Here is a 21,134-nt window from a genome sequence, read left to right as displayed (position 1 = left end):
CTAAATGCGGGGAAGAGTGGAGTACGGGCGGCTCGGGAGGTGTCCGGCTGACCACGGCCGAACGGGAGGTTCCAGTGGAATCTCCCCGCGGCCGTCGCGGATCACCAACGCCACCGTGCCTATCGCCGCGGCAAGGGAAGCCGCACCCAACAGGACCAGGACCACAACCAAAGCCACAGACATCGCCATGCACCTCTAGCCCTAATTTTACCGTCGTTCGTCGGTCATCACTCGGATGCGCCGTGGCTCTTTCCGCGGTGCGTATGAATAGTCGCGGTCCGTGGGAATAATACTGTCCATGACCAGCAGGGAGAGCGGTAAGCGGGAAGCCTTGGACCCAGCAAGTGGCACCGCGGAACACACCGCTGCCGCCTTCCCGCTGCCCGAATCCATGACCGGCAGGGCCAGTCCCGCGAAAGCGGCGGTGGGCGACAAGCCCGTCTTCGCCTACATCGCCAGCCTTCCGCAGCCGCAGAGAGGCATCGCTGAAACGATCGATGACTTGGCGGCCAGGACGCTGCCGGAACTTCAGCGCTCCGTGAAGTGGGGCATGGCCTACTACGGTGTGGGCGATGGATGGTGCTTCAGCTCCGGAGGCTTTGCCGGCCACGTCAAGCTCATGTTCATCAACGGCGCCACCCTCGAGCCGGTACCACCGGTGACACCGGTCGGCATGGGCAAATCGACGCGGGGCGTGGAGCTCGAATCCGTGGCCGACATCGACGAAGACCAAATCGCAGCGTGGATGAAGCAAGTGACTGCAAAGCCCGGCGTTGGCGGCCCGAAGCACTGACCGTACCTTCGGGAATAGTTCGTGATGCTCCCTCGTTCACTCATTTAGATGCATATGCATGTAAGCTGGGAATGAACGAGCAACAGGAGAATGCCATGGAAACCCGCCGCATCACCGTCCTTTCCGCCGGACTCGGCGTCCCGTCATCGAGCCGACTGCTGGCCGACCAACTGGCCGCCTCTGCCGAGCGGCAGTTGCGCGCGGCAGGCTATGAGGTGAGGGTCGACGTCGTCGAGTTGCGAGACCTGGCAGTGGACATCGCGAATAACTTCGTGACCGGCTATGCCGCGCCGCGCCTCGCAGAGGTGATTGCCGGCGTCGAGGATTCAGACGGAATCATCGCCGTCAGCCCCGTTTTCAGCGCGTCCTATAGCGGCCTCTTCAAGTCCTTCATCGACGTCCTGGACCCCAAGTCCCTCGATGGCAAGGCCGTACTGCTTGGCGCCACAGGCGGCACCGACCGCCACCAGATGGTCCTGGACTACGCCATGCGGCCGCTGTTCAGCTACCTGAGGACCCGTACGGCTGCCACCGGCGTGTTCGCCGGACCCCAGGACTGGGGAAACGACGACGGCGGCTCGCCCCTTTCGGTGCGAGTGGACCGGGCGGCCGGTGAACTCGTGCAACTGCTCAGCGGCGCCCAGCCGGGGCGCAAGACCCCAGCCCTGGAGTCACTGCCATTCGAACAGCTGCTGGCCGGCATTTCAGCTGGCCGGTAGTCCGAACTTTTCATCGGGTCCGGTCGTTGGGCCAAGCATGAAGTGTCCTGTGGATTCCATTGACCTGGTGATGAGCGAACGAAGCGGCGTGGAGATTGACTACTGCCCGCAGTGCCGGGGTGTATGGCTGGACCGCGGTGAGCTGGACAAGATCATTGATCGCGTCGCCGCCGAAACCATGCCGGCCCCTGCGAGGCAGGCCCCCGCCCCGCCGCAGCCTCCGATCGCACCGCCGCCCGTCTACAACCCCTTTGAATCGCGGCCGAAACAACCCCGCTACGATGACCGCGGCGATCGCCGCGACTATGACCGCCGGGATTATGAGCGCAGGGGTGACTATGACCGCCGCGACGAGTATGGCCGTAAACGCAAGAAGAAGGAAGGCTTCCTGGGGGACCTGTTCGATTTCTAAACGAGGTTAGTCTTCCAGGAGTTCGATGAATTCACGCGCCTGTTTGATGGTGATGTCCGAGTGGCGTGTCAGTGCCAGTGCTGCGCCCTCCACATCACCGCTTTTTGCCAAGGTCCGGATTCGTCCATAGATCTCGTCGTTGAGCATGTTGCTGCTCACCTCGCGCGTCACATCGCCCTTGCTGACGATCGCCCGGTACCGGTACGGGAAGCGCTCGGGCCCGTCGTCGTCGTCCGACAAAAGATCCTTGGGCTGCGCCTCCGGCTTGAAGGGCTGGGGGTGCGCGGCCAGAGCGCCGACGGCGTCACGTGACGCCCGTAGGCCCTCACCAGTGGCCTGCAGATACAGCTTGATCGCTGCCATGCCCTGGCCCTGGGCAATAAGCGAGTAGAGCCGCCTGTGCTGTTCCTCGTTCAGCTTCGCCGCCGATTCTTTCGCCAGCTGGACAGGATCCTTGGGGGAGCTTGCCGCTGCTACACCGGCCTTTGTCTCCGCCGAACGCTTGCGGAAGGAACGCATAAGCAGCAATACGCCCGCAATGACCGCGATCAAAATTACGAGCGGGATAAACAAGGAATCCATGGCGTTGTCAGAGCCGATCTACATAGTTCTTAGCGGTGAGTAAGTCTGAATGGGTGGCCTGGCGGAAGACTTTGATGGCCTCGATCTTGCGCCCGCTGCGGACCAGGTTCTGCAAGTCGAAGGCGAGCTGGGGATTGAGTTGGCCATTGGGAAGCACCGCTGGCTGGTGCCCGGTTTGAGCGCCGGCCGTCCTGGCAGCTTGAGCCTGATGAGCAGCCCGGCTTTGTTCCGTCTGCTGGGTGTGCTGGGCCTCGTTCTGGCTTGGCTTGGTGGAAGCCTCGATTTTGGCGCGGGCAGCAAGGGCCGCCTGGACTTGGGAAGCTTGGTGCGCTGCGGAGCGAGCCGCAAGCTCGTGTTGATAGCGCTCGGCATCCGAAAGGCCTGTGTCGCGCGGTTTGAAGGCCGCTGAAAGCGCCCACAGCAGGCCCAGGAGGACAATTAGCGGAAGGGCAATCATCAGCACGTCACCAAAGTTCATCCCCATGCTTAGAGCTTATGCCAGAACTTGGTTATCCACAGCACATTCCATTCCCGGCATAGACTTCTGAGAGGACAGTGTCAAATTAAGGCCCTCTTTGTAAGATGCATCACATTTACGGCATGTTTAGCATGGATTTTGAGCTCGGACGACCATCCGGACCAGCTGGTTCTGTGGATGATTTTTCCCCAAAACTTTCTTTGCTCCACAGGCTGTGATGAACGTTTCCGCAGGTCAGAGCCTAGTTGCCGCAAAAAGAAATTCTCTATCCACAGGGTAACGCACAGACTGTGCACAACGTGGGGGCGGTATTCCACAGGTTATCCACATGTGCGCTTGACAGTGGACTTTGCACCCGGACCGCGCACCGCTAACGTGGCTCGGGTACCTGTTTCAGTATGGAAATTGCCCTCTCAGTGACCTCTAAGCAGCCGCGCGCAAACATGCTTGGGGAGACTTCTGTGGATAAGTTGTGGAAATTGGGGAAAGCCGAAAATTGTCGGACCTCTATGGATATAACAGGAGCACTCGGCTGGTCCGGAGGCTCGGGCAATCCATCCCAGGTACACCTGCGCTTTACGCACCACTGAGGGACTAACTCTCTGCAGCGGTACACAAATGGAGGACGGCTTTGTCAGTTACGCACTTGGACTCAATCGAGGGCGCACGCTCTTCGGACTCGAGCCGGAAACCTCCGCAGGACATCCCCGCCGAGCAGTCAGTCCTTGGCGGCATGATGTTGTCCAAGGACGCAATCGCCGACGTCGTCGAAATCGTCCGTGGCCACGACTTCTACCGTCCCGCCCACGAGACCATTTACGAGTCGATCATTGACCTCTACGGTCGCGGCGAACCTGCCGACGCCGTTACGGTCTCCGATGAGCTGACCAAGCGCGGAGAGATCAACAGGATCGGCGGACCGGCCTACCTGCACGAGCTCATCCAAACCGTTCCCACGGCCGCCAACGCAGGCTATTACGCCGAGATCGTCGCAGAGCGCGCAGTCTTGCGCCGACTCGTGAACGCCGGCACCAAGATTGTCCAGATGGGCTACGGCCAGGATGGCGAAGTGGAAGACCTCGTCAACCAGGCACAGGCCGAGGTCTACGCGGTTGCTGAAAAGCGCACTGCCGAAGACTACGTGGCGTTGAAGGACGTCATGGAGTCCACTGTGGACGAGATCGAGGCTTCCGGCCATCGCGGCGAAGGCATGGTTGGCGTTCCCACCGGTTTCTACGAGCTAGACGAACTGACCCACGGCCTCCACCCGGGGCAGATGATCGTTATCGCCGCCCGTCCTGCGGTCGGTAAGTCCACGTTCGCGTTGGACTTCGCCCGCTCCGCCGCAATCAAGAACAACCTGGCCACAGTCATGTTCTCCCTCGAAATGGGCCGGAACGAGATCGCGATGCGTCTGCTCTCAGCCGAAGCCACCATCGGGCTGCAGGACCTTCGCAAGGGCACTATCAAGGACGAGCAGTGGTCCAAGATCGCCACCACCATGGGCCGCATGAACGACGCCCCGCTCTTCATTGACGACAGCCCCAATATGTCGCTCATGGAAATCAGGGCAAAGTGCCGCCGACTGAAGCAGCAGCATGACCTCAAGCTCGTGATCCTCGACTACCTCCAGCTGATGAGCTCGGGCAAGAAAGTGGAGTCCCGCCAGCAGGAAGTCTCCGAGTTCTCGCGTGCCCTCAAGCTGCTCGCCAAGGAACTTCAGGTTCCCGTCATTGCGCTGTCGCAGCTGAACCGTGGTTCCGAACAGCGTCAGGACAAACGACCCATGGTGTCCGACCTCCGTGAATCCGGTTCCATCGAGCAGGATGCCGACATGGTCATCCTGCTCCACCGAGAAGACGTCTACGACAAAGAATCGCCACGTGCTGGCGAGGCCGACATCCTCATCGCCAAGCACCGTAACGGCCCCACCAAAGACATCGTCGTGGCGTTCCAAGGCCACTACTCGCGTTTCGCCAACATGGCTGGCGATGCCGGCGGTGGGGGCGGGTTCTAGATTCAGCCGCGGGGCCCGGCCTGCGGGAATGGGGGAGGGCCCACGATTTCGATGCCGCCATTCACACGTCCTGATTCCCTGATGCGGTCAAAATCCACCGCCTGAGCCTCGCCGTTGGTGCCGAGAGGTTCGCTTGCGCCGTCGTAAAAGGCCTGCGTGCTGCCTGGCGTGTGGAGGCATAAAACGCGGGTTCCGTCCTGAAGAACTTTGAAGGCGTGGGGGACGCCGCGCGGTGCGATGGTCACTCCGCCCGCGGCGACGCGATGCTCCTCACCGTCCATGTTCATCAGGATCTCTCCGGCCAATATGTACATGGTCTCGTCGGAATCGGGATGGGTATGCATGGGTGTGACTTTGTTGAGGGACATCTCGTCTTCAAACAGGAGGAACGCGCCTGCCGTCTCGTCTCCCGTCGCCTTCCATGTGTGCACCCCGCCGCCGAAGAACCAGCGCCTCGCGCCTTCGCCTGGCTGCCGGATGATTGCTGATGCCGCTTTCGTCGTCTCCATGATGCTCGCCTCGATGCGTGGTAGGAAGACTTATGAGACGTATGTCTCATAACAAGACTCATGTACCATGAGTGGTATGTCAAGAGCCTACGTTGACGTTGGTCGGACCGGTCAAAAGCGCCGTACGCTGGATACCCTCCTTGGGGCAGCACGTTCCCTGATCGCGTCCGGCGTCTCTCCCACAGTGGATGAAGCCGCCCAAGCGGCAGGGATCCCGCGGAGTACTGCCTACAGGTATTTCTCCGGGCAGAGGGAGCTACTGGCCGCCGCCCATCCTGAGACCGCGCGAACATCCCTCCTTCCGGAATCGCCGCCAGAGGGCGTGGCGGAGCGGCTGGACGCCGTAGTGGTCGAGTTCCTCAAGATCATTATTGAGACGGAAGCACAGCAACGAACCATGCTTCGGCTTTCCCTTGAAGAGACAATCGGTGAAGGCCGTAGCCTTCCGCTCCGGCAGGGCAGGGCCATAGCTTGGATCACCGAAGCGCTTGCCCCAATGCAAAAGACAATGACAGATCAGGACCTTCATCAGCTGGTACTGGCCATCCGAAGTGCCATAGGCATCGAGTCCCTGGTCTGGCTGACCGATGTTGGGGGCCTTAGCCGTGAGGACGCAGTGGCCTCGATGCGGTGGACAGCGAGGGCCTTGTTGTCCCATGCGGTCGCTAGCGGACTCCCAGGCGGCTCATAAACCGATCCCGCCGGGCCGTGCTATGAGCAGGGCACGGCGACCGGTTAGCGCCGGGGAAGCACCATCAGGTACCCGGTGGGGAGCGCGCTGCTCCAGCGTCGCGGCTCCCGGACCACGAATTGTGTCGCCAGCTGATCCGGGGTCAGCAGGCTGTTGGGGGCAGGTGATGGCCCCCATTGCCCACTCCCATAGGGGTACAGCGGATCCAGGACGCGTACTCCGGTAACCGGGATTTCCGGGAATTGGGCAGGATCGCCGAGTGACTCGAATCCGCTCATTACCCAGGCGTGGCGGCCACTCCACATGACCAGCCCAACGGGGCGGCCCGTACTGGCCATGGCGCGCGCCGCAGCCTGCAGGGCATCCTCGTAGTCGGCGATGCTGACAACTTCGTAGGGACCCATCCCAACGGCGGTCAGCACCGCTGCCCAACCGAAGGGGTTGGCGCCGTTGAATGAATCGGAGGACCTCATTCGCGCCATTTCCCACAGTTCGCTCTGCTGGGCGCGGCCGGCCCAGGTACCGCCGCCCGTGTCATCGATGAGGTTGTGCGTCATCTGTATGCTCGCCGCGACGCACCAGTCGAACGTGTACTGCGGTACGAAGTCGCCCTCTTGGTAGAGGTTAAGGGAGTACGGCTGAGGCGTTCCCACCGGTGCCGGGACTGGTACCGGCACCGAAGTTGGGCTGGGGGCAGCCTGCGGGGGTGCTTGAGTGGCGAGGGCGACTTCCCCGGCCACTGGATGCGCGGACTCGACTGGTTGCGGCTGGTTGGAGGCGGCCTCGTCCACGCCGGTCGCGGACGAACAGCCTGAAAGGAGGACGGCCAGGGCGAAGGACCAAGCCAGCAGACGGGCACGGGCACCGGTCATGGTCCAGTTTATCGCGAGGCAGGAGCGCCCCGAAGGCCTAGCAGCCCTCGAAGTCGCTGAGCACCTTGACCTTCGCGGCCGAGCCGGATTCGGGGTCGAACGCGTAGCCGATCCATTCCTTGGCTAGCCGGCGGGCCAGCTCCACGCCCACAACGCGCTGGCCCATGGTGAGGACCTGGCAGTCGTTGGACAGAATGGATCGCTCCACGGAGAAGGAATCGTGTGCAGCTGTAGCCCGGATGCCCGGAACCTTGTTTGCCGCGATGGCCACGCCGATCCCAGTCCCGCAGAACAGGATGGCCCGATCGGCTTTGCCCTCGCGGATCATTTCACCGGCTGCAATTCCCACATACGGGTAGGGCTTGGTGAAGTCCTCGTCCGCGCGGTTCACGCCGATGTCAATCACTTCGGTGATCCGCGAGTCCGCTGAGAGGTCGGCCAGGATCTGGTCTTTGTAATCAACGCCTGCTTCGTCGGCGCCCACAATGATACGCATGTGATCCTCCTAGTTGCTCGTTGCGAAGTTGCTTGCCGTGACAGGAACTGCGGCGAAATGCGGCCCGACGGCGGCAAACACCATGGCGAGCGACGTCGCCCCGGGATCCGGCGTACCGATGCTCTTCTCGGCCAGCGGCCTCGCTCGGCCCTTGAGGGGACGAAGTTCCGCGGTGGCTGCAGCGGCCTTGGCAGCGTCGGCCGCGGCAGCGGACCAAGCATCCTCGGGCGCAGTGCCAGCAGAGATAAGGGCCTCAAGCGAGGAAGCGAACGGCAGCAGCGCGTCCACCATTGTCTTGTCACCGATCTCGGCCTTGCCAAGGCTGGTGATGCGGTCCGCGAAGGCGCGAATAGACTCGGCGAGGACCACCGGCGTCGGGGTTTCTGCGTCTCCCAGCCGCTCGCCAAAGGCGCGCAGTCCGGCGCCCCACAGGACGCCCGACGTACCGCCGGCCTTATCGGCCCAGGCGTCACCGGCGGCGATCAACACGGAGCCGGCTCCGGCGCCGCGTTCGGACGCAACAGATGCCGCGGCGAGGGCTGCCGCGGATCCGCGGACCATGCCGCGGCCGTGGTCGCCGTCGCCGGCGATTGCGTCCATGTCGCCCAGTTTTGCTTCGGAGTCCCGCAACAGGTCGGCAGTAGCGTCCAGGGCGGAGAGGCATTGCGCAGCATATTCGCGCGATTCGCTTGTGGCGGAGTAGTCAACAGCGGCAGCGGCAGAAGCGTCGACCCCAGAGTCTTTGGCCGAAGCAACCTCGAAGCCAACAGCCCCACGACGGTACGCCGGCGTCAGCGCGGGAGCGGTCCAGTACTGCTCAAGCTCGTCATCCAGCCATGTGAGCGTCAGCGAAACGCCGGCCATGTCCAGGCTGGTCACCAGCTCGCCAACCTCCGGCATGACAAGCGTGTAGCCGGCCTCGCGGAGGAGGGGAGCCACCGTGCGCCACAGGACAAAGAGTTCTTCGTGCTTGGTGGAACCCAAACCGTTGAGGATCACGGCCAGCCGCGTTGAACCGGACTCCGGCGTCTCAGCCAGCACGCGTCGGACGAGTTCCTGGCCAAGCTCGACGGCGGACGGCAGCTCGGTATCGAACAGTCCAGGCTCGCCGTGGATACCCAGGCCCAGGCCCATCTGCCCCTCGGGAAGACGGAACAACGGCTGATCGGCCCCCGGGAAGGTACAACCACTGAATGCCGTGCCGATGGTCTTGGTAAGGCTGTTGGCCTTGCGTCCCACACGGACCACCGAGGCGAGGTCGAGCCCGGCCTCGGCCGCTGCACCCATGACTTTGAAGACCACGAAGTCCCCGGCAATCCCGCGACGCTTCTCGGCCTCGTGCGGGGCTGCGCTGGCGATGTCGTCCGTGACCAGCACGTTTTCTGCCGGGATACCCTCGGCGTTCAAGCGTTCGGTGGCCATGCCGAAGTTCATGACGTCGCCGGCGTAGTTGCCGTACGTGAGGACGACGCCGGCGCCGGAGTCGGCAGCCTTGGCCACGGAGTAGGCCTGCTGGGTGGAGGGCGAAGTGAAGATGTTGCCCACCACGGCACCGTCAGCGAAGCCCGGTCCGATGATGCCTGCGAAGGCCGGGTAGTGTCCGGAGCCGCCGCCGGTGATGACGGCGACCTTCGGAGTTGCCGGGCGGCTGCGGCGGACTGCGCCGCCTTCTACCTGGCGGACAAGGTCCGAGTGGGCGTCACAGAAACCGGCGAGGGCTTCGTCAGCGAAGTCGGCGGGATCGTTGAAGATTCTGGTCATAGTGGGTCCTGGGTTTCCTTCGAGCAGCTCGAATTAGTGGATGTGGCTGCCGCCGTTGATGTCGATGGTGGTGCCGGTCAGGTATGCGGAGTCCTCGGAGGAGAGGAACGTGATGACGGCGGCAACTTCCTCGGTGGTGGCGTTGCGGCCCAAGGGGATGCCTGCGTTGATGGCGGCTTCCTGTTCTTCGGTGCTGCCGACGCGGATGTTGGTGTCCACGGCGCCGGGGGTGATGGCATTGACGGTCACGCCGGTATCGCCGATTTCCCGGGCGAGTGCCTTGGTGAAGCCGAGGATGGCGGCCTTTGCTGCGGAGTAGGGGACCTTGCCGAACACGCCGCCGCCGCGCTGTGCGGAGACCGAGGACATGTTGACGATGCGGCCCCAGCCGTTGGCGATCATGTCCGGAAGGAAGGCCTTGGTGACCAGGTAAGTGCCGGTCGCGTTGACGTCCATGACCTTGTGCCACAGCTCAAGGGTGGTTTCCAGGAAAGGAACGGGGGACGTAATGCCGGCGATGTTGGCCAGGGCGCCGACGGGCGGGAGGTTTCCGGCGGCAACTTCCGCGGCCACGGCGGCCTGGGCTGCGGTGACGGAAGCTTCGTTGGCAACGTCGATTTCGTAGCCGAATGCAGGGACGTTGAACTCGTTGGCAATTTCGGCAGCAACCTTGGCGGACTTCTCGCCGTCGAGGTCCAGAATGGCAATGCCCCAGCCCTGGTTGGCATAGCGGCGGGCGGTGGTCAGGCCGATGCCGCGATCGGAGGTAGCTCCGGTGAGGACGGCGGTGCGCTGGATGTTGGTCATGGTGCTCCTTGAATGGTGGTTGTTGGAAAAGTTCAGATGAGGTCTGTGATGTAACTGGCCGCCTTGGCTGCGCCTGCCGGGCGTTCATCGTGGGTGACGTCCCGGGTTTCGAGCTCCAGGGAGAAGTGACCGGTGTAGCCAACTTCCCGCAGGGCTGCGAGTCCGGCAGCGAAGTCGGCCTTGCCATTGCCGATGCTGAGGTTGATGTTCCCCGGCTCGTTTTCTGTGGCCGAAACGGCGTCGCGTAGGTGGACGTGTTTGATGCTGGCGGAGAAGCGATCAACGAAGTCCACGGGGTCGCCTCCAGAGGCCACAATGTGGCTGAAGTCCATGACGATTCCGACGTCCGAACCGGCCAGGCGGTCTGCGAGCAGTTGCGCGCGTTCCGTGTTCCAGCACAGCCGGTAGTAGTGCAGGGATTCGGTCCACAGCTCGACGCCGACCTCTTTGGCGCGAGCAGACGCCTGGATCAATTGAGCTGCCACAGCGTCGATGTCCTCTTCCAAGCTCTTCACGGGGTCATGGTCGATCGCGCCGCACGGCAGGACCAGAGCGTTCGCACCCGTCTTGGCCGCCAAGGCGAGCAGCATCTCAAGGTGCCGATCGCGCGCTTCCTGCGCACCGGCGTCGAGCGTTGCGTTCAGGTCCCCAACATCGCCGTTTACCGAGCGGACGCGCAGGCCCGAGTAATTTACGACGGCGGCAACCGCCCCCACTGCCTCGGCGTCCAGTACGTAGGGCACATGGTCGCAAACGCCGGGCAACGCGCCAAGGTCGATTTCTTCGAAGCCGAGGCCACCCATTGTTTTCAGGGCCGTCTCCAAATCGTGGTGGCGGAAGCTGATGGAAGAACAGCCCAGTCGGTGATGGAACATCGTCGTTGATCCTCAAGTTGGGGCCCTCGCCAGAGAAGGCCTTAGTGATGGAGACCACGTTAGCCGGGTTGACTGTTGACAGTCAACCTTTGAAGTTGACTGTTGACATTGCTGGTGTCCTCGGTCACAGTTGACGTATTATGTTGACTGTCGACAGTGGGGTTGCCGAAGAAGCGCCTCACTCTTCGAAAGGGAAATACACAAATGAGCAATGAAGCTCTGACCATGCGTGGTCCGGTTCATGGAACCAAGGAAGCAAAGCGCGTCGCCGTCGGTTCGGGCGTTGGCGCAGTCATCGAAACCTACGATTTCATCGGTTTCGGCACAGCCGCTGCACTGTACTTCGGTACAGCGTTCTTCCCGGGCGCCGACCCGGTGACTGGCACCCTGGCCTCCTTCGCGACCCTCGGCGTCGGCTTCGCTGCCCGTCCGTTGGGCGGAATCATAGGTGGCCACCTCGGCGACAAGCTCGGCCGCAAGCCGGTCCTGGTGGCTTCGCTCATCCTGATGGGCCTGGCAACCTTCGCTATCGGCCTGCTGCCCACGTACCAGCAGGTGGGCCTCCTGGCTCCCGCGCTCCTGGTGATCGTACGAGTCATCCAAGGCCTGGCCTTCGGTGCCGAGTGGGGCGGCGCCATTCTCATGAGTTACGAGCACGCGCCATGGCGGAAGAAGGGCCAGTTCACGGGAATCGTGCAGGCCGGCTTCCCGGTTGGTCTGTTGCTTGCAAACCTCGTCTTCCTCAGCAGCGTCGGACTCGGCAGTGAATGGGCCTGGCGCGTACCGTTCCTCGCGAGCATCGTGCTGGTTGCCGTGGGCCTCATCATCCGCTCCAAGGTTCCCGAGTCGCCGGTCTTCGAGGACGTCAAATCCAAGGGCGACATCGTGAAGTCTCCCATTGTGGATGTCATCAAGACCGACTGGCGCAACATCGTCCGTGGCATCGGCCTCCGTATTGCTGAAACCGCCGGTTACGCAGTGTCCGTGACCTACATGATTTCCTACCTGCACACCAACAAGCTGGCGGACAAGACTGAAACCCTGGTGGCGCTCTGCGTTGCAGCCGGCATCGGTATCTTCGCCACATACTTCTGGGGAAAGCTCACAGACAAAGTTGGTCGCCGTCCCGTCTACATCTGGTCCACCGCCTTCGCCGTCGTCTTCGGCATCCCGATGTTCATGCTGGTCAACACTGGCTTGTTCCTGCTGATCATCGCGACCATCGTCGTCGCCTATGCCGTGTGCCAGAACTCCCTCGCCGGCGCCCAGGGCGCCTGGTTCCCGGAGTTGTTCCAAGCCAAGACCCGTTCATCCGGAGCTTCGCTGTCCTACCAGATCTCTGCCATGGTCTCCGGCTTCACCCCCTTCATCACCACCCTGCTGTTCGTCAGCATGGGCTGGATCGGACCGGCGCTGCTGTTCAGCTTCTACGCAGCCATCGGCCTGTGGGCAGCGCTGATCACCCGGGAAACCTGGGGCAAGCGTGAGCGTACGCTCGCCGAAGAAGCCGCCAGCAAAACTCCCCAGACGGTAAACGCCTAAGCAGCCATCGACGTCGGGCGCGTACTCCCCATCGGCACGCGCCCGACTCCGGAAGGAAACCAGTGACTCTCTCATCAGTTGAAACGGCTCCGGCCGCTCCCGCGGCCGAGCGGGTAGAGCGCATCAGTGCCGCCGCCTACCGCATCCGCCACCACGCCCTGACCATGGGCGAGGTCCAAGGCCAGGGTTACGTTGGCCAAGCCCTCGGCGCCGCTGACATGCTGGCTGCCGTCTACGCCGACCAGCTGACGTACCGTGCCGAAGACCCGCACTGGGAGGGACGCGACCGCTTCCTTCTCTCTACGGGCCACTACGCGATCGGCCATTACGCGGCGTTGGCCGAAGCCGGAATCGTGCCTGTAGCTGAGCTCGAAACGTACGGCTCCGACGATTCCCGCCTCCCGATGTCCGGCATGTCCACCTACACCCCGGGCATGGAGATCTCCGGCGGTTCGCTGGGCCACGGCCTGACGATCGCCGTCGGAATGGCTTTGGGCCTGCGTCTCCAAAGCTCCGCGTCCCGCGTGATTAACTTCCTCTCCGATGGTGAGCTGGATGAGGGATCCACGTGGGAGGCCGCCATGGGTGCGCACCACCACCAGCTCGGGAACCTCACTGCAATGGTGGACATCAACGCCCTCCAGGCCGACGGCGCCACGGATACCGTGCTGCGCACCGAACCGGTCACCGAGAAGTGGGAAGCGTTCGGTTGGTACACCCAGCGCGTGGACGGGAACGACGTCGGTGCGCTGCTGGCAGCGTTCGACAACATTGGTTCTCAGTCAGCGGCTACCGGGCGGCCATCCGTGATCCTCTGCGACACCAAAGTTGGACGCGGCGTGCCGCTCTTGGAAACCCGCGAAAAGGCGCACTTCATGCGCATCGAAGAACACGAATGGCAGATCTGCCGCGATCAGCTGACCGCAGGATACGAAGGGACGGCTTCAGCATGAGCACAGTTACGACGGCGGCGGGTTCGGCAGGTTCGGCGGCCAAGCCGAAGCTGAAAACCTCCGCCATGATCGCGTCCTTTGCGGACCCCGGCCAAAAGACGACTTCGGCGCCGTTTGGGCACGCGCTGGTCAAGGCTGCCGAGGCCGATTCGCGGATTGTTGGACTCACGGCGGACCTTGGCAAGTACACGGACATGCACATTTTCGCCAAGGCCTTCCCGGACCGGTACTTCCAGATGGGTATGGCCGAGCAGCTCCTCTTCGGAGCCGCAGCGGGCATGGCCGAGACGGGACTCATTCCGTTCGCGTCCACCTATTCGGTGTTCGCCGCTCGCCGTGCGTACGACTTCCTGTGCCTGGATATCGCCGAGCCGAACCTCAACGTCAACATTGTTGGCGGGCTTCCCGGCCTGACCACCGGCTACGGACCGAGCCACCAGGCCACCGAGGACATGGCGATCTTCCGCGGCATGCCCAACCTGACCATCGTGGATCCCTGCGACTCCGTGGACATCGAGCAGGCTGTTCCGCAGCTCGCGGCCTCGGATGGACCAACGTACCTGAGACTCCTGCGCGGCAACGTACCCACTGTCCTGGACGCGTACGACTACAAGTTCGAGCTCGGCAAGGCCAAGGTCCTGCGAGGCGGCAACGACGTCGTGTTCGTATCCTCAGGTCTGATGACCATGCGTGCCTTGCAGGCTGCAGATGCACTTGCCAAGCACAACGTGGATGTCGCCGTAGTGCACACGCCAACCATCAAGCCGTTCGACTCCGCAACCGTGCTGGCCGAAATCAACACTGACCGCTTGGCCGTCACGCTGGAAAACCACACGGTTGTTGGCGGTCTGTTCGAAACTGTAGCGTCCGCCGTCGTAACCGCCGGCCTGGGCAAGCGCGTGGTTCCCATCGCGCTTCCGGACCAGTTCCTCGACGCCGGCGCGTTGCCAACGCTGCACGAGCGATACGGCCTGTCAGTGGACCGGATCGTAGCCAAGGTGCTGGCTGAACTGGGCTGAATTATTGTTCCGACAGTGGTGCGGGACTGGCAGTTGCTGCCGGTCCCGCACCACTGCCCGTAGTATCAACAGTTAACACCAGACTGTTAGCAGTCGCCCATAGAATTTGAGGACACACCATGGCCGCCACCGCATCCCTGCTGGGACTGGAGAAGAAGAGCCTGCGCGAACAGGCACTCGCCGCTCTGCGTAGTGCGATCACCAGCGGTGAGCTGGAGCCTGGGCGGCACCTCGTGGAAACCGAACTGTCTGAAATGCTGCAGATCAGCCGAGGCACACTCCGGGAAGCCCTGCGCCAACTGGAGCAAGAAGGCCTGGTCTCCGCCGGTGCCCGGGGTCGGCTCTCCGTGCGGCACCTCGACGTCAAGGAGATCCGGGACATCTTCGCTGTCCGTGGAGTCCTTGAATCCCTGGCCGCCCGGACCCTTAGCGAGATGCCGGATAAGGAGACCGCGCTCGCGCAGTTGCGTGCCGCCGTCGACAATATGGACAAGGCCGCGAAGTCATCCTTGGAGGAACGGATCGAATCCGACCTCGAATTCCACCGCACCCTCTGCCGCCTCTCCGGGAATGAGACGCTGCTGCACTCGTGGGAATCCCTGGAGGGTTCCATCCGGATGTCCATCATGTTCGCCGGGCTGGAGCGCGCCACCCGGAACATGAGCGTGGGCCGGCATCACGACATTGTTGCTGCGATCGAAACCGGAAATGCCGCCAAGGCCCGCGAGACCATCATCTCGCACATGAATGGTGCGGCGGAGAACTTGGTGGGGTAGTACTGCCAGCCGTTCTTGTCAGGGCTGTCGCCTAGTGTGCGAGGCATGACTGAATCACGCGAGTTGGACCTTCCTGCCAGCTACACGGAGCTCTTGGACCGAGCTAGTTGCCCGCCGCCTTCAGCAGATGATCAGGCAGCCGGTTTCCCGGCGCCCGGCCGCGGATTTCCAGGAGCTCGCGCGCGTGAGCGTGCAGCTTCTTATCCTCGTCGGACACGGGAACCCACTCGGGAATGGGTACCGCCGTTCCCGTTTCATCCCGGGCCACCATGACGGTGAGGCAGTACGTGGTCAGGTTCATCTCGCGGGTTTTGGGATCACCGGAGCGGACGTGGACGGCAATGTGCATGCCCTTTGCACCGGTGTAAACGAGGCGCGCCTCTACTTCCACGACGTGTCCGATTAGCAGTGGCCGGTAGAAGCGAACGCCGCCCGAGAACACTGCCACGGTGTCCTTGCCGCAGTAGCGCGACGCACACACGTATGCCGCCTCGTCGATCCATTTCATGACGATGCCGCCGTGGACCTTTCCGCCCCAGTTCACGTCAGTGGGGGACGCCATGAACCGCAGGACGACGCGCTCGGCCGTACCGGCGTCGGTATATTCCTGGGCGTTCATCGCATTGACGATCTGTTCACGGACTTCAATGCGCGCAAGTGCGTGATCACGTTGTTCGATCTCCTCCGGAGTGGAGGGCTCGAACTGTGGCACAGGAATCGGCTTTCCGTCAGGCCCGACGGCCACGAAAATCACCATGCACTGGCTGTGCATCGTCTCCGGTCCCCCCTTGGGATCGCGGGAGCTGACCACCGTGTGGATGTGCATGGAGGAGCGGCCGGTGTAAACGATGGTGGACGTTACCTCCACCATGTCGCCGCTGTTCACCGGATCCGTGAAGTGGATATTGCCCACGTACGCCGTGACGCAATACGACTTCGCCCAGCCCACAGCCGCCGCATAAGCAGCCTTGTCCACCCACTCGAGGACTGTGCCGGCATCGACCGAACCACTGTGTCCGACGTCGGTAGGGGCCGCCAGGAAGCGGAGGGTCACAGAATTGGTGGCAGTCTCGCTCATGCTCGAAGTTTACTGTCGACGGGTTTCTGTTACGTGTCTTAAGAAGTGAAGCGCTGTCCGGGTGGCCGGACCGTCTGCCCCGCCGATTCGATGGTTCGCTGCGCACAGTGCCGGGCGAACCATCGAATGCGCAGCAAACCACCGAAATGGACAGACCGGCGGCGACGCATGCGGGTATCGACTTGATACATAAATGAGAATCAATATCATTTAACCCATGCCTCATCATTCCACCCATATTTCCCCCGCCCCAACCACCCCGAGACGTCGGTTCCCCGCAAAGCCGCTTGCCGCCGTCGGGCTTTCCGCCCTTCTGTTGACCGCTTGCGGAACTCCTGGTGGTCCAGCCGGTGCCGCCGAGCCGTCCGCTTCAAGCAGCGAAAAGTCCAGTCCGAAGGAGGCTGGCGCGCCGACTCCGCGGCTCGTGTACACGCACGACGCCGGCATTGGAGTTCTGGATGTAACAACCCTCAAGGCCGTTGGCGGCGCGGAATTGTCCGGGTTCAATCGACTGAATCCGGCTGGCGACGGGCGCCTCGTGCTGGTGTCCACGGGAGACTCGTTCCGCCTGTTCGACGCAGGTGCCTGGACTGAGCCGCACGGCGACCACAGCCATCACTACGTCGCCGAACCCAAGCTGACCGAGCTGGCGTTTGAAGCGGACAAGGCTGGGCATGTGGTTCGTCACGCAGGCAGGACCGTCCTGTTCTCTGACGGATCGGGCAAGGTTGAGAGCTTCAAGTCATCCTCGTTGGACGCCTCGATCGAGGATGGTGCCCTGCCCGCAACCGACGTCTATACGACGCCGGAAGCGCACCACGGTGTCGCCGTCGAACTCGAAGACGGCAAGCTGTTGGTGACCCTCGGCAACGAGGAAAGTCGTTCCGGAATTGCAGTGCTCTCAGCTGGTAAGGGGCAGGAGCGCAAGGAAATCCTCCGCAACGAGGACTGCCCCGGCGTCCATGGCGAGGCCGTTGCTGCTGGTGAAGCTGTGGTGGTCGGATGCGAGAACGGAATGCTGATCTACAAGGATGGCGTGATTACGAAGGTCGCCAGTCCGGATGCTTACGGACGTATGGGCAACCAGGCGGGTTCCGAGAAGTCGCCGGTGATCCTGGGGGATTACAAGGTGGACGAGGCGGTCGAACTCGAACGGCCAACCCGCATCTCGTTGGTTAACACCGAGACCGCAACCCTTCAGCTTGTGGATATTGGAACCAGCTACTCGTTCCGCTCGCTGGGCCGCGGCCCGGAGGGCGAAGCGCTGGTGCTCGGAACCGATGGTTCCTTGCGTGTTATCGACCCGGTTTCCGGTTCAGTGACCTCGACGATCCCGGTAGTCGCCGCCTGGGAAGAGTCCACCACCTGGCAGGACCCGCGCCCCACGCTGTTTGTCCAAGGCTCGACGGCGTTCGTCACCGAACCTGCGACGCGCACTATTCACGCCGTGGACTTGAAAACCGGCAAAGTGAAGAAGTCCGCGCAGCTTGAGCACGTCCCGAACGAGCTGACCGGCGTCGAAGGCTAGACGCTCGCTCACATCGTGACCTTTAAACGCCGACGCTCTCTCACATCGTGACCTTTAAACGCCGACGCTCGCTCACTTTCTTCGCGAGAGTGAGCGAGCGATCCGCTATTCGGGCTCGGATGTGAGAGAACGTCGGGGGTTGGGGCGTGCCTACGCGAGGACGCGGAGCTTGCTGCCGGAGCGGCCGGAGAGGGCGTTGTCGGCGGAGATCTTGCCTGCTCCAGCCAGGGCGAGGGCCAAGGCGGCGCCGGCGAAGAGGAGGACCAGCTCGTATCCTCCGTTGGCGACGAAGACGCCAGCCGGAGCGTGAACCAGGAACAGTGCACCCAGCATATCGACGGCGAGGAGGGCTGCGAACACCCGGGTCAGGAGCCCGAGGATCAAAGCGATGCCGCCCACAAGCTCAAGGGTTGCAACAACCGGGGCTACCGCGGAAGCGCCCGGCACGCCCATCTGCGCGAAGGACGCCTGGGTGCCGGCGATGGTGAATTCGTTGAACTTCTGCCAACCGTGCGCGGCGAAGAGAAAACCTGCAATAACGCGCAGGACGGTCAGGGCTGTGGTGCTCAAGCTGGACTTGTTCATGTCTTCAACCTTCCCGGAGATAAGTTGAAGAGTCAACTAATTAAGAAGTTCCGTGACTCATCCCACGTGGTTTTCGTTGCAGCCATGGCTGGAGGAGGCGAGTCGTGATCGGCAAGAAGATGTACGTCATCAGCGGCGTCAGGATGACGATGTTGAGCAGCACTTGGAACACCAGTGGCCAGCCCAGCGTCAAAGGGTGCAGCAGGAAATTGGCCAACAGACTAAGAGGGAAGAACGGTAGGAAGATGCTGATTGCCTGCTTCCAACGCGGTGGCACAACAGTTTCGGGAACAACCACGGAGGCATCGCCAGGCTGTGAAAACCAGCCCTCGATGCCAGTACGCCGTTCAACTCGCGTGGTCTCCATCATTTCCCGCGCGCTGTCGATCCACCAACGCCGCTCCTCAGATTGCTCCCATCCATGCAAAGTTTCAGCATCCGCGAAGCGGTACAGCATGTGCCATTCGTTCGAGTCGGCCCCGCTCCGGACCCATCCCGATCCGAGATATCCGGGCCACTCGCGCGCCAATTCCTGGCCGGCGTGTGCCCAGGCATTTGCTTGCCGGATGTACCCCGGAAGGATGGTGCGGGCTACGGAAACGGTAACGGGATGCTTGTGTGACACGGCCCCAAATTTACCCGCCCCCACGCGGACTAGGCTTGTTTAGTGCCTCAAACCACAACCATCACCCCTCGTTCCAATGCCCGCGAGATCCTGCGCCTGGCAGTACCCGCGTTCGGCGCGCTCATAGCGGAGCCACTGTTCCTGCTCGCTGACTCCGCCATCGTGGGTCACCTTGGCGTGGATCAGCTCGCCGGCGTTGGGCTGGCATCCACGCTTATGCACACCGCTGTGGGACTCATGGTCTTCCTGGCATATTCGACCACGCCGGCCGTCGCCCGGGCGATCGGCGACGGCAAGCTCGGCAAGGCTTTGGCAGCAGGGCGCGACGGCGTTTGGCTGGCTCTGATCCTCGGTGCGCTTCTCGCCGTCGTCGGTTTTATCGCTGCCGAACCCCTGGTGGGCCTGATGGGCGCGACTGGCGAGGTTCGCGGGTTCGCGGTGGATTACCTGCGCTGGTCAATGCCCGGGCTGGCCGCGATGTTGCTCATCTTCGCAGGGACGGGCGTGCTCCGCGGCCTTCAGGACACGCGGACACCCTTGGTGGTTGCCACGGCCGGATTTGCGCTGAACATCGCGTTGAACTGGTTCCTCGTCTACGGATTGGATCTGTCCGTTACTGGTTCGGCCATCGGTACGAGCATTGCCCAATGGGCCATGGCCGCCGTGTATCTGGTGATGGTTGGCCGGAACGCCCGGCAGCACGGAGTTTCCCTCCAGCCCGACTGGCATGGCATTCGGGCCATGACCAAGGTTGGGTCGTGGCTGATGCTGCGTACCCTTAGCCTCCGCCTCGCCATCCTCGCCACAGTCCTGGTAGTCACCGCCCAAGGCGCCGTGAACCTCGCAGCCCACCAGTTGGCCATGACCATTTTCTCGTTCCTCGCCTTCGCTTTGGATGCCCTGGCCATCGCGGCGCAGGCCTTGATCGGCAAGGAACTGGGCGCCAGAAATGCTGGCCGCGTCCGGGAACTGACCCGAACCATGATTCGCTGGGGCCTCGGGTTCGGAGTGATCACCGGCGTTCTGCTTGCCGTTGCCGCTCCATGGGCCGGCTACCTCTTCACGTCCGACGCCGGTGTCCGCGAGGCCTTGACCGTCGCCCTGTGGGTCCTCGCAGTCGGACAGCCTTTGGCTGGCTACGTCTTCGTCCTGGACGGCGTCCTCATTGGCGCCGGTGACGCGCGCTATCTGGCGATTGCCGGCGTCGTAAATCTGGCGGTCTACTTGCCACTGTTGGCGGCCGTCCACCTGACCAGGCCCGACGGCGCGGCGGGACTGGTATGGCTGTGGGTCGTTTTTGCGCTGGGCTACATGCTGGCCCGCGGTGTCACTTTGGGGCTGCGGGCGCGCACGGATAAATGGGTGGTGCTTGGTTCGCACTAAACTGGATGGGTGACTCTCCCCACGACTCCTTCCCAGACACCCCCCGCCATGGCCGAGCTCTGGAAACCAGTGCTGCTCCGGGCAGCCGTTGCGCTGGTGTTTGGCCTGGTCACGATCTTCTGGGGATCGCCTTCGGTGCAGGTGCTGGCTTGGGCTGTTGGCTTGTATCTGCTGGCAACAGCGGGTTCGTTGTGGGTCTCGCGCGTTTTGCCTGCGGCAGTTCCGGTGGTTGTCGCGATCGCCGGTGTGGGGGCATTGGTCACTCAGTCCGATGCCGGCGTCGCGCTTTCTGCGGCCGCAGCATTGCTGGTACTTGGCGTTCTTGAGGTGGTGCACGGCCTCCGGACGCGTGACTCATTGACCCGCGATTGGCTCATTTCCGGTGTAATCGCAGTGGGTACTGCTGCGGCGTTGCCGCTCTTCATTTCGCTCGGGGCGCACGCACTTCTGGGTGTTGCCGGTGGCGGAGCGATCCTTTCCGGAGTGCTGTGGATTCTCTCCGGGCTGACGCTCCGGCACGATGCTCACACGGGCAACCAGGCCATTGCGCCGGGCGCTTCCCCGGAGGCCGTAAACTAGTAGCTGGACGTTCTACTCGTTGTAGAACTATTGCAGACCGGCGGGGAGCCGAAC

At 62.7% G+C, this 21,134-nt stretch carries 24 protein-coding genes; 12 read left to right on the top strand and 12 right to left on the bottom strand.

Annotated elements, in window-relative coordinates:
* Positions 1–183 (bottom strand): hypothetical protein, encoded by a 183-nt coding sequence (locus LDN75_RS23785; RefSeq protein ID WP_223935126.1) that lies wholly within the window; start codon positions 181–183, stop codon positions 1–3.
* Positions 184–298: 115 nt separating this feature from the next.
* Here LDN75_RS23785 and LDN75_RS23780 point away from each other — a divergent pair, with 115 nt between their 5' ends.
* From LDN75_RS23780 to LDN75_RS23770, 3 genes are all read left to right on the top strand, one after another.
* Entirely contained in the window at positions 299–793 is a 495-nt protein-coding gene (locus LDN75_RS23780; protein WP_223935125.1) for a DUF1801 domain-containing protein, read from the top strand.
* Between the two features lie 95 nt (positions 794–888).
* Positions 889–1,512: an FMN reductase gene (locus tag LDN75_RS23775; RefSeq protein ID WP_223937677.1), complete on the top strand. Its 624-nt coding sequence runs from the start codon at positions 889–891 to the stop codon at positions 1,510–1,512.
* A 49-nt stretch (positions 1,513–1,561) separates the two neighbouring features.
* Entirely contained in the window at positions 1,562–1,924 is a 363-nt protein-coding gene (locus LDN75_RS23770) for a zf-TFIIB domain-containing protein (protein WP_263422342.1), read from the top strand.
* A gap of 6 nt (positions 1,925–1,930) precedes the next feature.
* On the opposite strand, the gene LDN75_RS23765 is transcribed toward LDN75_RS23770, so the two are convergent.
* Positions 1,931–2,506, bottom strand: coding sequence for a hypothetical protein (locus tag LDN75_RS23765; protein ID WP_223935123.1), 576 nt, complete (start codon positions 2,504–2,506; stop codon positions 1,931–1,933).
* Positions 2,507–2,513: 7 nt separating this feature from the next.
* Positions 2,514–2,984 carry a hypothetical protein gene (locus LDN75_RS23760; protein WP_223935122.1) on the bottom strand — a complete coding sequence of 157 codons (471 nt, stop codon included), beginning with the start codon at positions 2,982–2,984 and terminating at the stop codon, positions 2,514–2,516.
* A gap of 631 nt (positions 2,985–3,615) precedes the next feature.
* Between LDN75_RS23760 and dnaB the strand changes: the two genes are divergently transcribed.
* Entirely contained in the window at positions 3,616–5,001 is a 1,386-nt protein-coding gene (gene dnaB, locus LDN75_RS23755; protein ID WP_223935121.1) for a replicative DNA helicase, read from the top strand.
* A gap of 2 nt (positions 5,002–5,003) precedes the next feature.
* Here the strand turns inward: dnaB and LDN75_RS23750 are convergent, their stop codons facing one another.
* On the bottom strand, positions 5,004–5,510 hold the full coding sequence (locus tag LDN75_RS23750) for a cupin domain-containing protein (RefSeq protein WP_223935120.1): 507 nt from the start codon (positions 5,508–5,510) through the stop codon (positions 5,004–5,006).
* Positions 5,511–5,577: 67 nt separating this feature from the next.
* Here LDN75_RS23750 and LDN75_RS23745 point away from each other — a divergent pair, with 67 nt between their 5' ends.
* Positions 5,578–6,201 (top strand): TetR/AcrR family transcriptional regulator, encoded by a 624-nt coding sequence (locus LDN75_RS23745; RefSeq protein ID WP_223935119.1) that lies wholly within the window; start codon positions 5,578–5,580, stop codon positions 6,199–6,201.
* Positions 6,202–6,245: 44 nt separating this feature from the next.
* Here the strand turns inward: LDN75_RS23745 and LDN75_RS23740 are convergent, their stop codons facing one another.
* Genes LDN75_RS23740 through LDN75_RS23720 form a run of 5 tightly spaced genes read right to left on the bottom strand, consistent with a single transcriptional unit; the run spans position 6,246 to position 11,012 of the window.
* A complete protein-coding gene (locus tag LDN75_RS23740; protein ID WP_223935118.1) occupies positions 6,246–7,073 on the bottom strand; it encodes a hypothetical protein in 828 nt (275 codons plus the stop codon).
* Positions 7,074–7,110: 37 nt separating this feature from the next.
* A complete protein-coding gene (locus tag LDN75_RS23735) occupies positions 7,111–7,569 on the bottom strand; it encodes a ribose-5-phosphate isomerase (RefSeq protein WP_223935117.1) in 459 nt (152 codons plus the stop codon).
* Between the two features lie 9 nt (positions 7,570–7,578).
* Positions 7,579–9,330: a dihydroxyacetone kinase family protein gene (locus LDN75_RS23730; protein ID WP_223935116.1), complete on the bottom strand. Its 1,752-nt coding sequence runs from the start codon at positions 9,328–9,330 to the stop codon at positions 7,579–7,581.
* A 33-nt stretch (positions 9,331–9,363) separates the two neighbouring features.
* Complete coding sequence (locus LDN75_RS23725; RefSeq protein ID WP_223935115.1) at positions 9,364–10,137, bottom strand: SDR family NAD(P)-dependent oxidoreductase; 774 nt, start codon at positions 10,135–10,137, stop codon at positions 9,364–9,366.
* Between the two features lie 32 nt (positions 10,138–10,169).
* Positions 10,170–11,012 (bottom strand): sugar phosphate isomerase/epimerase, encoded by an 843-nt coding sequence (locus LDN75_RS23720; RefSeq protein ID WP_223935114.1) that lies wholly within the window; start codon positions 11,010–11,012, stop codon positions 10,170–10,172.
* A 204-nt stretch (positions 11,013–11,216) separates the two neighbouring features.
* Here LDN75_RS23720 and LDN75_RS23715 point away from each other — a divergent pair, with 204 nt between their 5' ends.
* The 4 genes from LDN75_RS23715 to LDN75_RS23700 all read left to right on the top strand — a co-directional run bounded on the left by LDN75_RS23715 (position 11,217) and on the right by LDN75_RS23700 (position 15,302).
* On the top strand, positions 11,217–12,554 hold the full coding sequence (locus LDN75_RS23715; protein ID WP_223935113.1) for an MFS transporter: 1,338 nt from the start codon (positions 11,217–11,219) through the stop codon (positions 12,552–12,554).
* A 62-nt stretch (positions 12,555–12,616) separates the two neighbouring features.
* The gene (locus tag LDN75_RS23710; protein WP_223935112.1) at positions 12,617–13,507 is read left to right on the top strand and encodes a transketolase; all 891 of its coding nucleotides are present in this window, start codon (positions 12,617–12,619) and stop codon (positions 13,505–13,507) included.
* The gene (locus LDN75_RS23705) at positions 13,504–14,526 is read left to right on the top strand and encodes a transketolase C-terminal domain-containing protein (protein WP_223935111.1); all 1,023 of its coding nucleotides are present in this window, start codon (positions 13,504–13,506) and stop codon (positions 14,524–14,526) included. The genes LDN75_RS23710 and LDN75_RS23705 overlap by 4 nt, the downstream gene beginning before the upstream one ends.
* 119 nt (positions 14,527–14,645) lie before the next feature.
* A complete protein-coding gene (locus LDN75_RS23700) occupies positions 14,646–15,302 on the top strand; it encodes a GntR family transcriptional regulator (protein WP_223935110.1) in 657 nt (218 codons plus the stop codon).
* 103 nt (positions 15,303–15,405) lie between these two features.
* Here LDN75_RS23700 and LDN75_RS23695 read toward each other — a convergent pair whose 3' ends face one another.
* Positions 15,406–16,380: an acyl-CoA thioesterase gene (locus LDN75_RS23695; RefSeq protein ID WP_223935109.1), complete on the bottom strand. Its 975-nt coding sequence runs from the start codon at positions 16,378–16,380 to the stop codon at positions 15,406–15,408.
* Positions 16,381–16,597: 217 nt separating this feature from the next.
* Between LDN75_RS23695 and aztD the strand changes: the two genes are divergently transcribed.
* Positions 16,598–17,908: a zinc metallochaperone AztD gene (gene aztD, locus LDN75_RS23690; protein WP_223935108.1), complete on the top strand. Its 1,311-nt coding sequence runs from the start codon at positions 16,598–16,600 to the stop codon at positions 17,906–17,908.
* 150 nt (positions 17,909–18,058) lie between these two features.
* On the opposite strand, the gene LDN75_RS23685 is transcribed toward aztD, so the two are convergent.
* Positions 18,059–18,493 carry a DoxX family protein gene (locus LDN75_RS23685; RefSeq protein WP_223935107.1) on the bottom strand — a complete coding sequence of 145 codons (435 nt, stop codon included), beginning with the start codon at positions 18,491–18,493 and terminating at the stop codon, positions 18,059–18,061.
* A gap of 40 nt (positions 18,494–18,533) precedes the next feature.
* The gene (locus LDN75_RS23680; RefSeq protein ID WP_223935106.1) at positions 18,534–19,118 is read right to left on the bottom strand and encodes an antibiotic biosynthesis monooxygenase; all 585 of its coding nucleotides are present in this window, start codon (positions 19,116–19,118) and stop codon (positions 18,534–18,536) included.
* Positions 19,119–19,160: 42 nt separating this feature from the next.
* On the opposite strand from LDN75_RS23680, the gene LDN75_RS23675 reads away from it, so the two are divergent.
* Positions 19,161–20,501, top strand: coding sequence for an MATE family efflux transporter (locus LDN75_RS23675; RefSeq protein WP_223935105.1), 1,341 nt, complete (start codon positions 19,161–19,163; stop codon positions 20,499–20,501).
* Positions 20,502–20,510: 9 nt separating this feature from the next.
* Positions 20,511–21,080, top strand: coding sequence for a DUF308 domain-containing protein (locus LDN75_RS23670; protein ID WP_223935104.1), 570 nt, complete (start codon positions 20,511–20,513; stop codon positions 21,078–21,080).
* Positions 21,081–21,134: the final 54 nt, after the last annotated feature.

The organism is Arthrobacter sp. StoSoilB5 (assembly GCF_019977235.1).
Taxonomy (GTDB): Bacteria; Actinomycetota; Actinomycetes; order Actinomycetales; family Micrococcaceae; genus Arthrobacter.
This window is presented reverse-complemented; position numbering and strand designations above follow the sequence as displayed.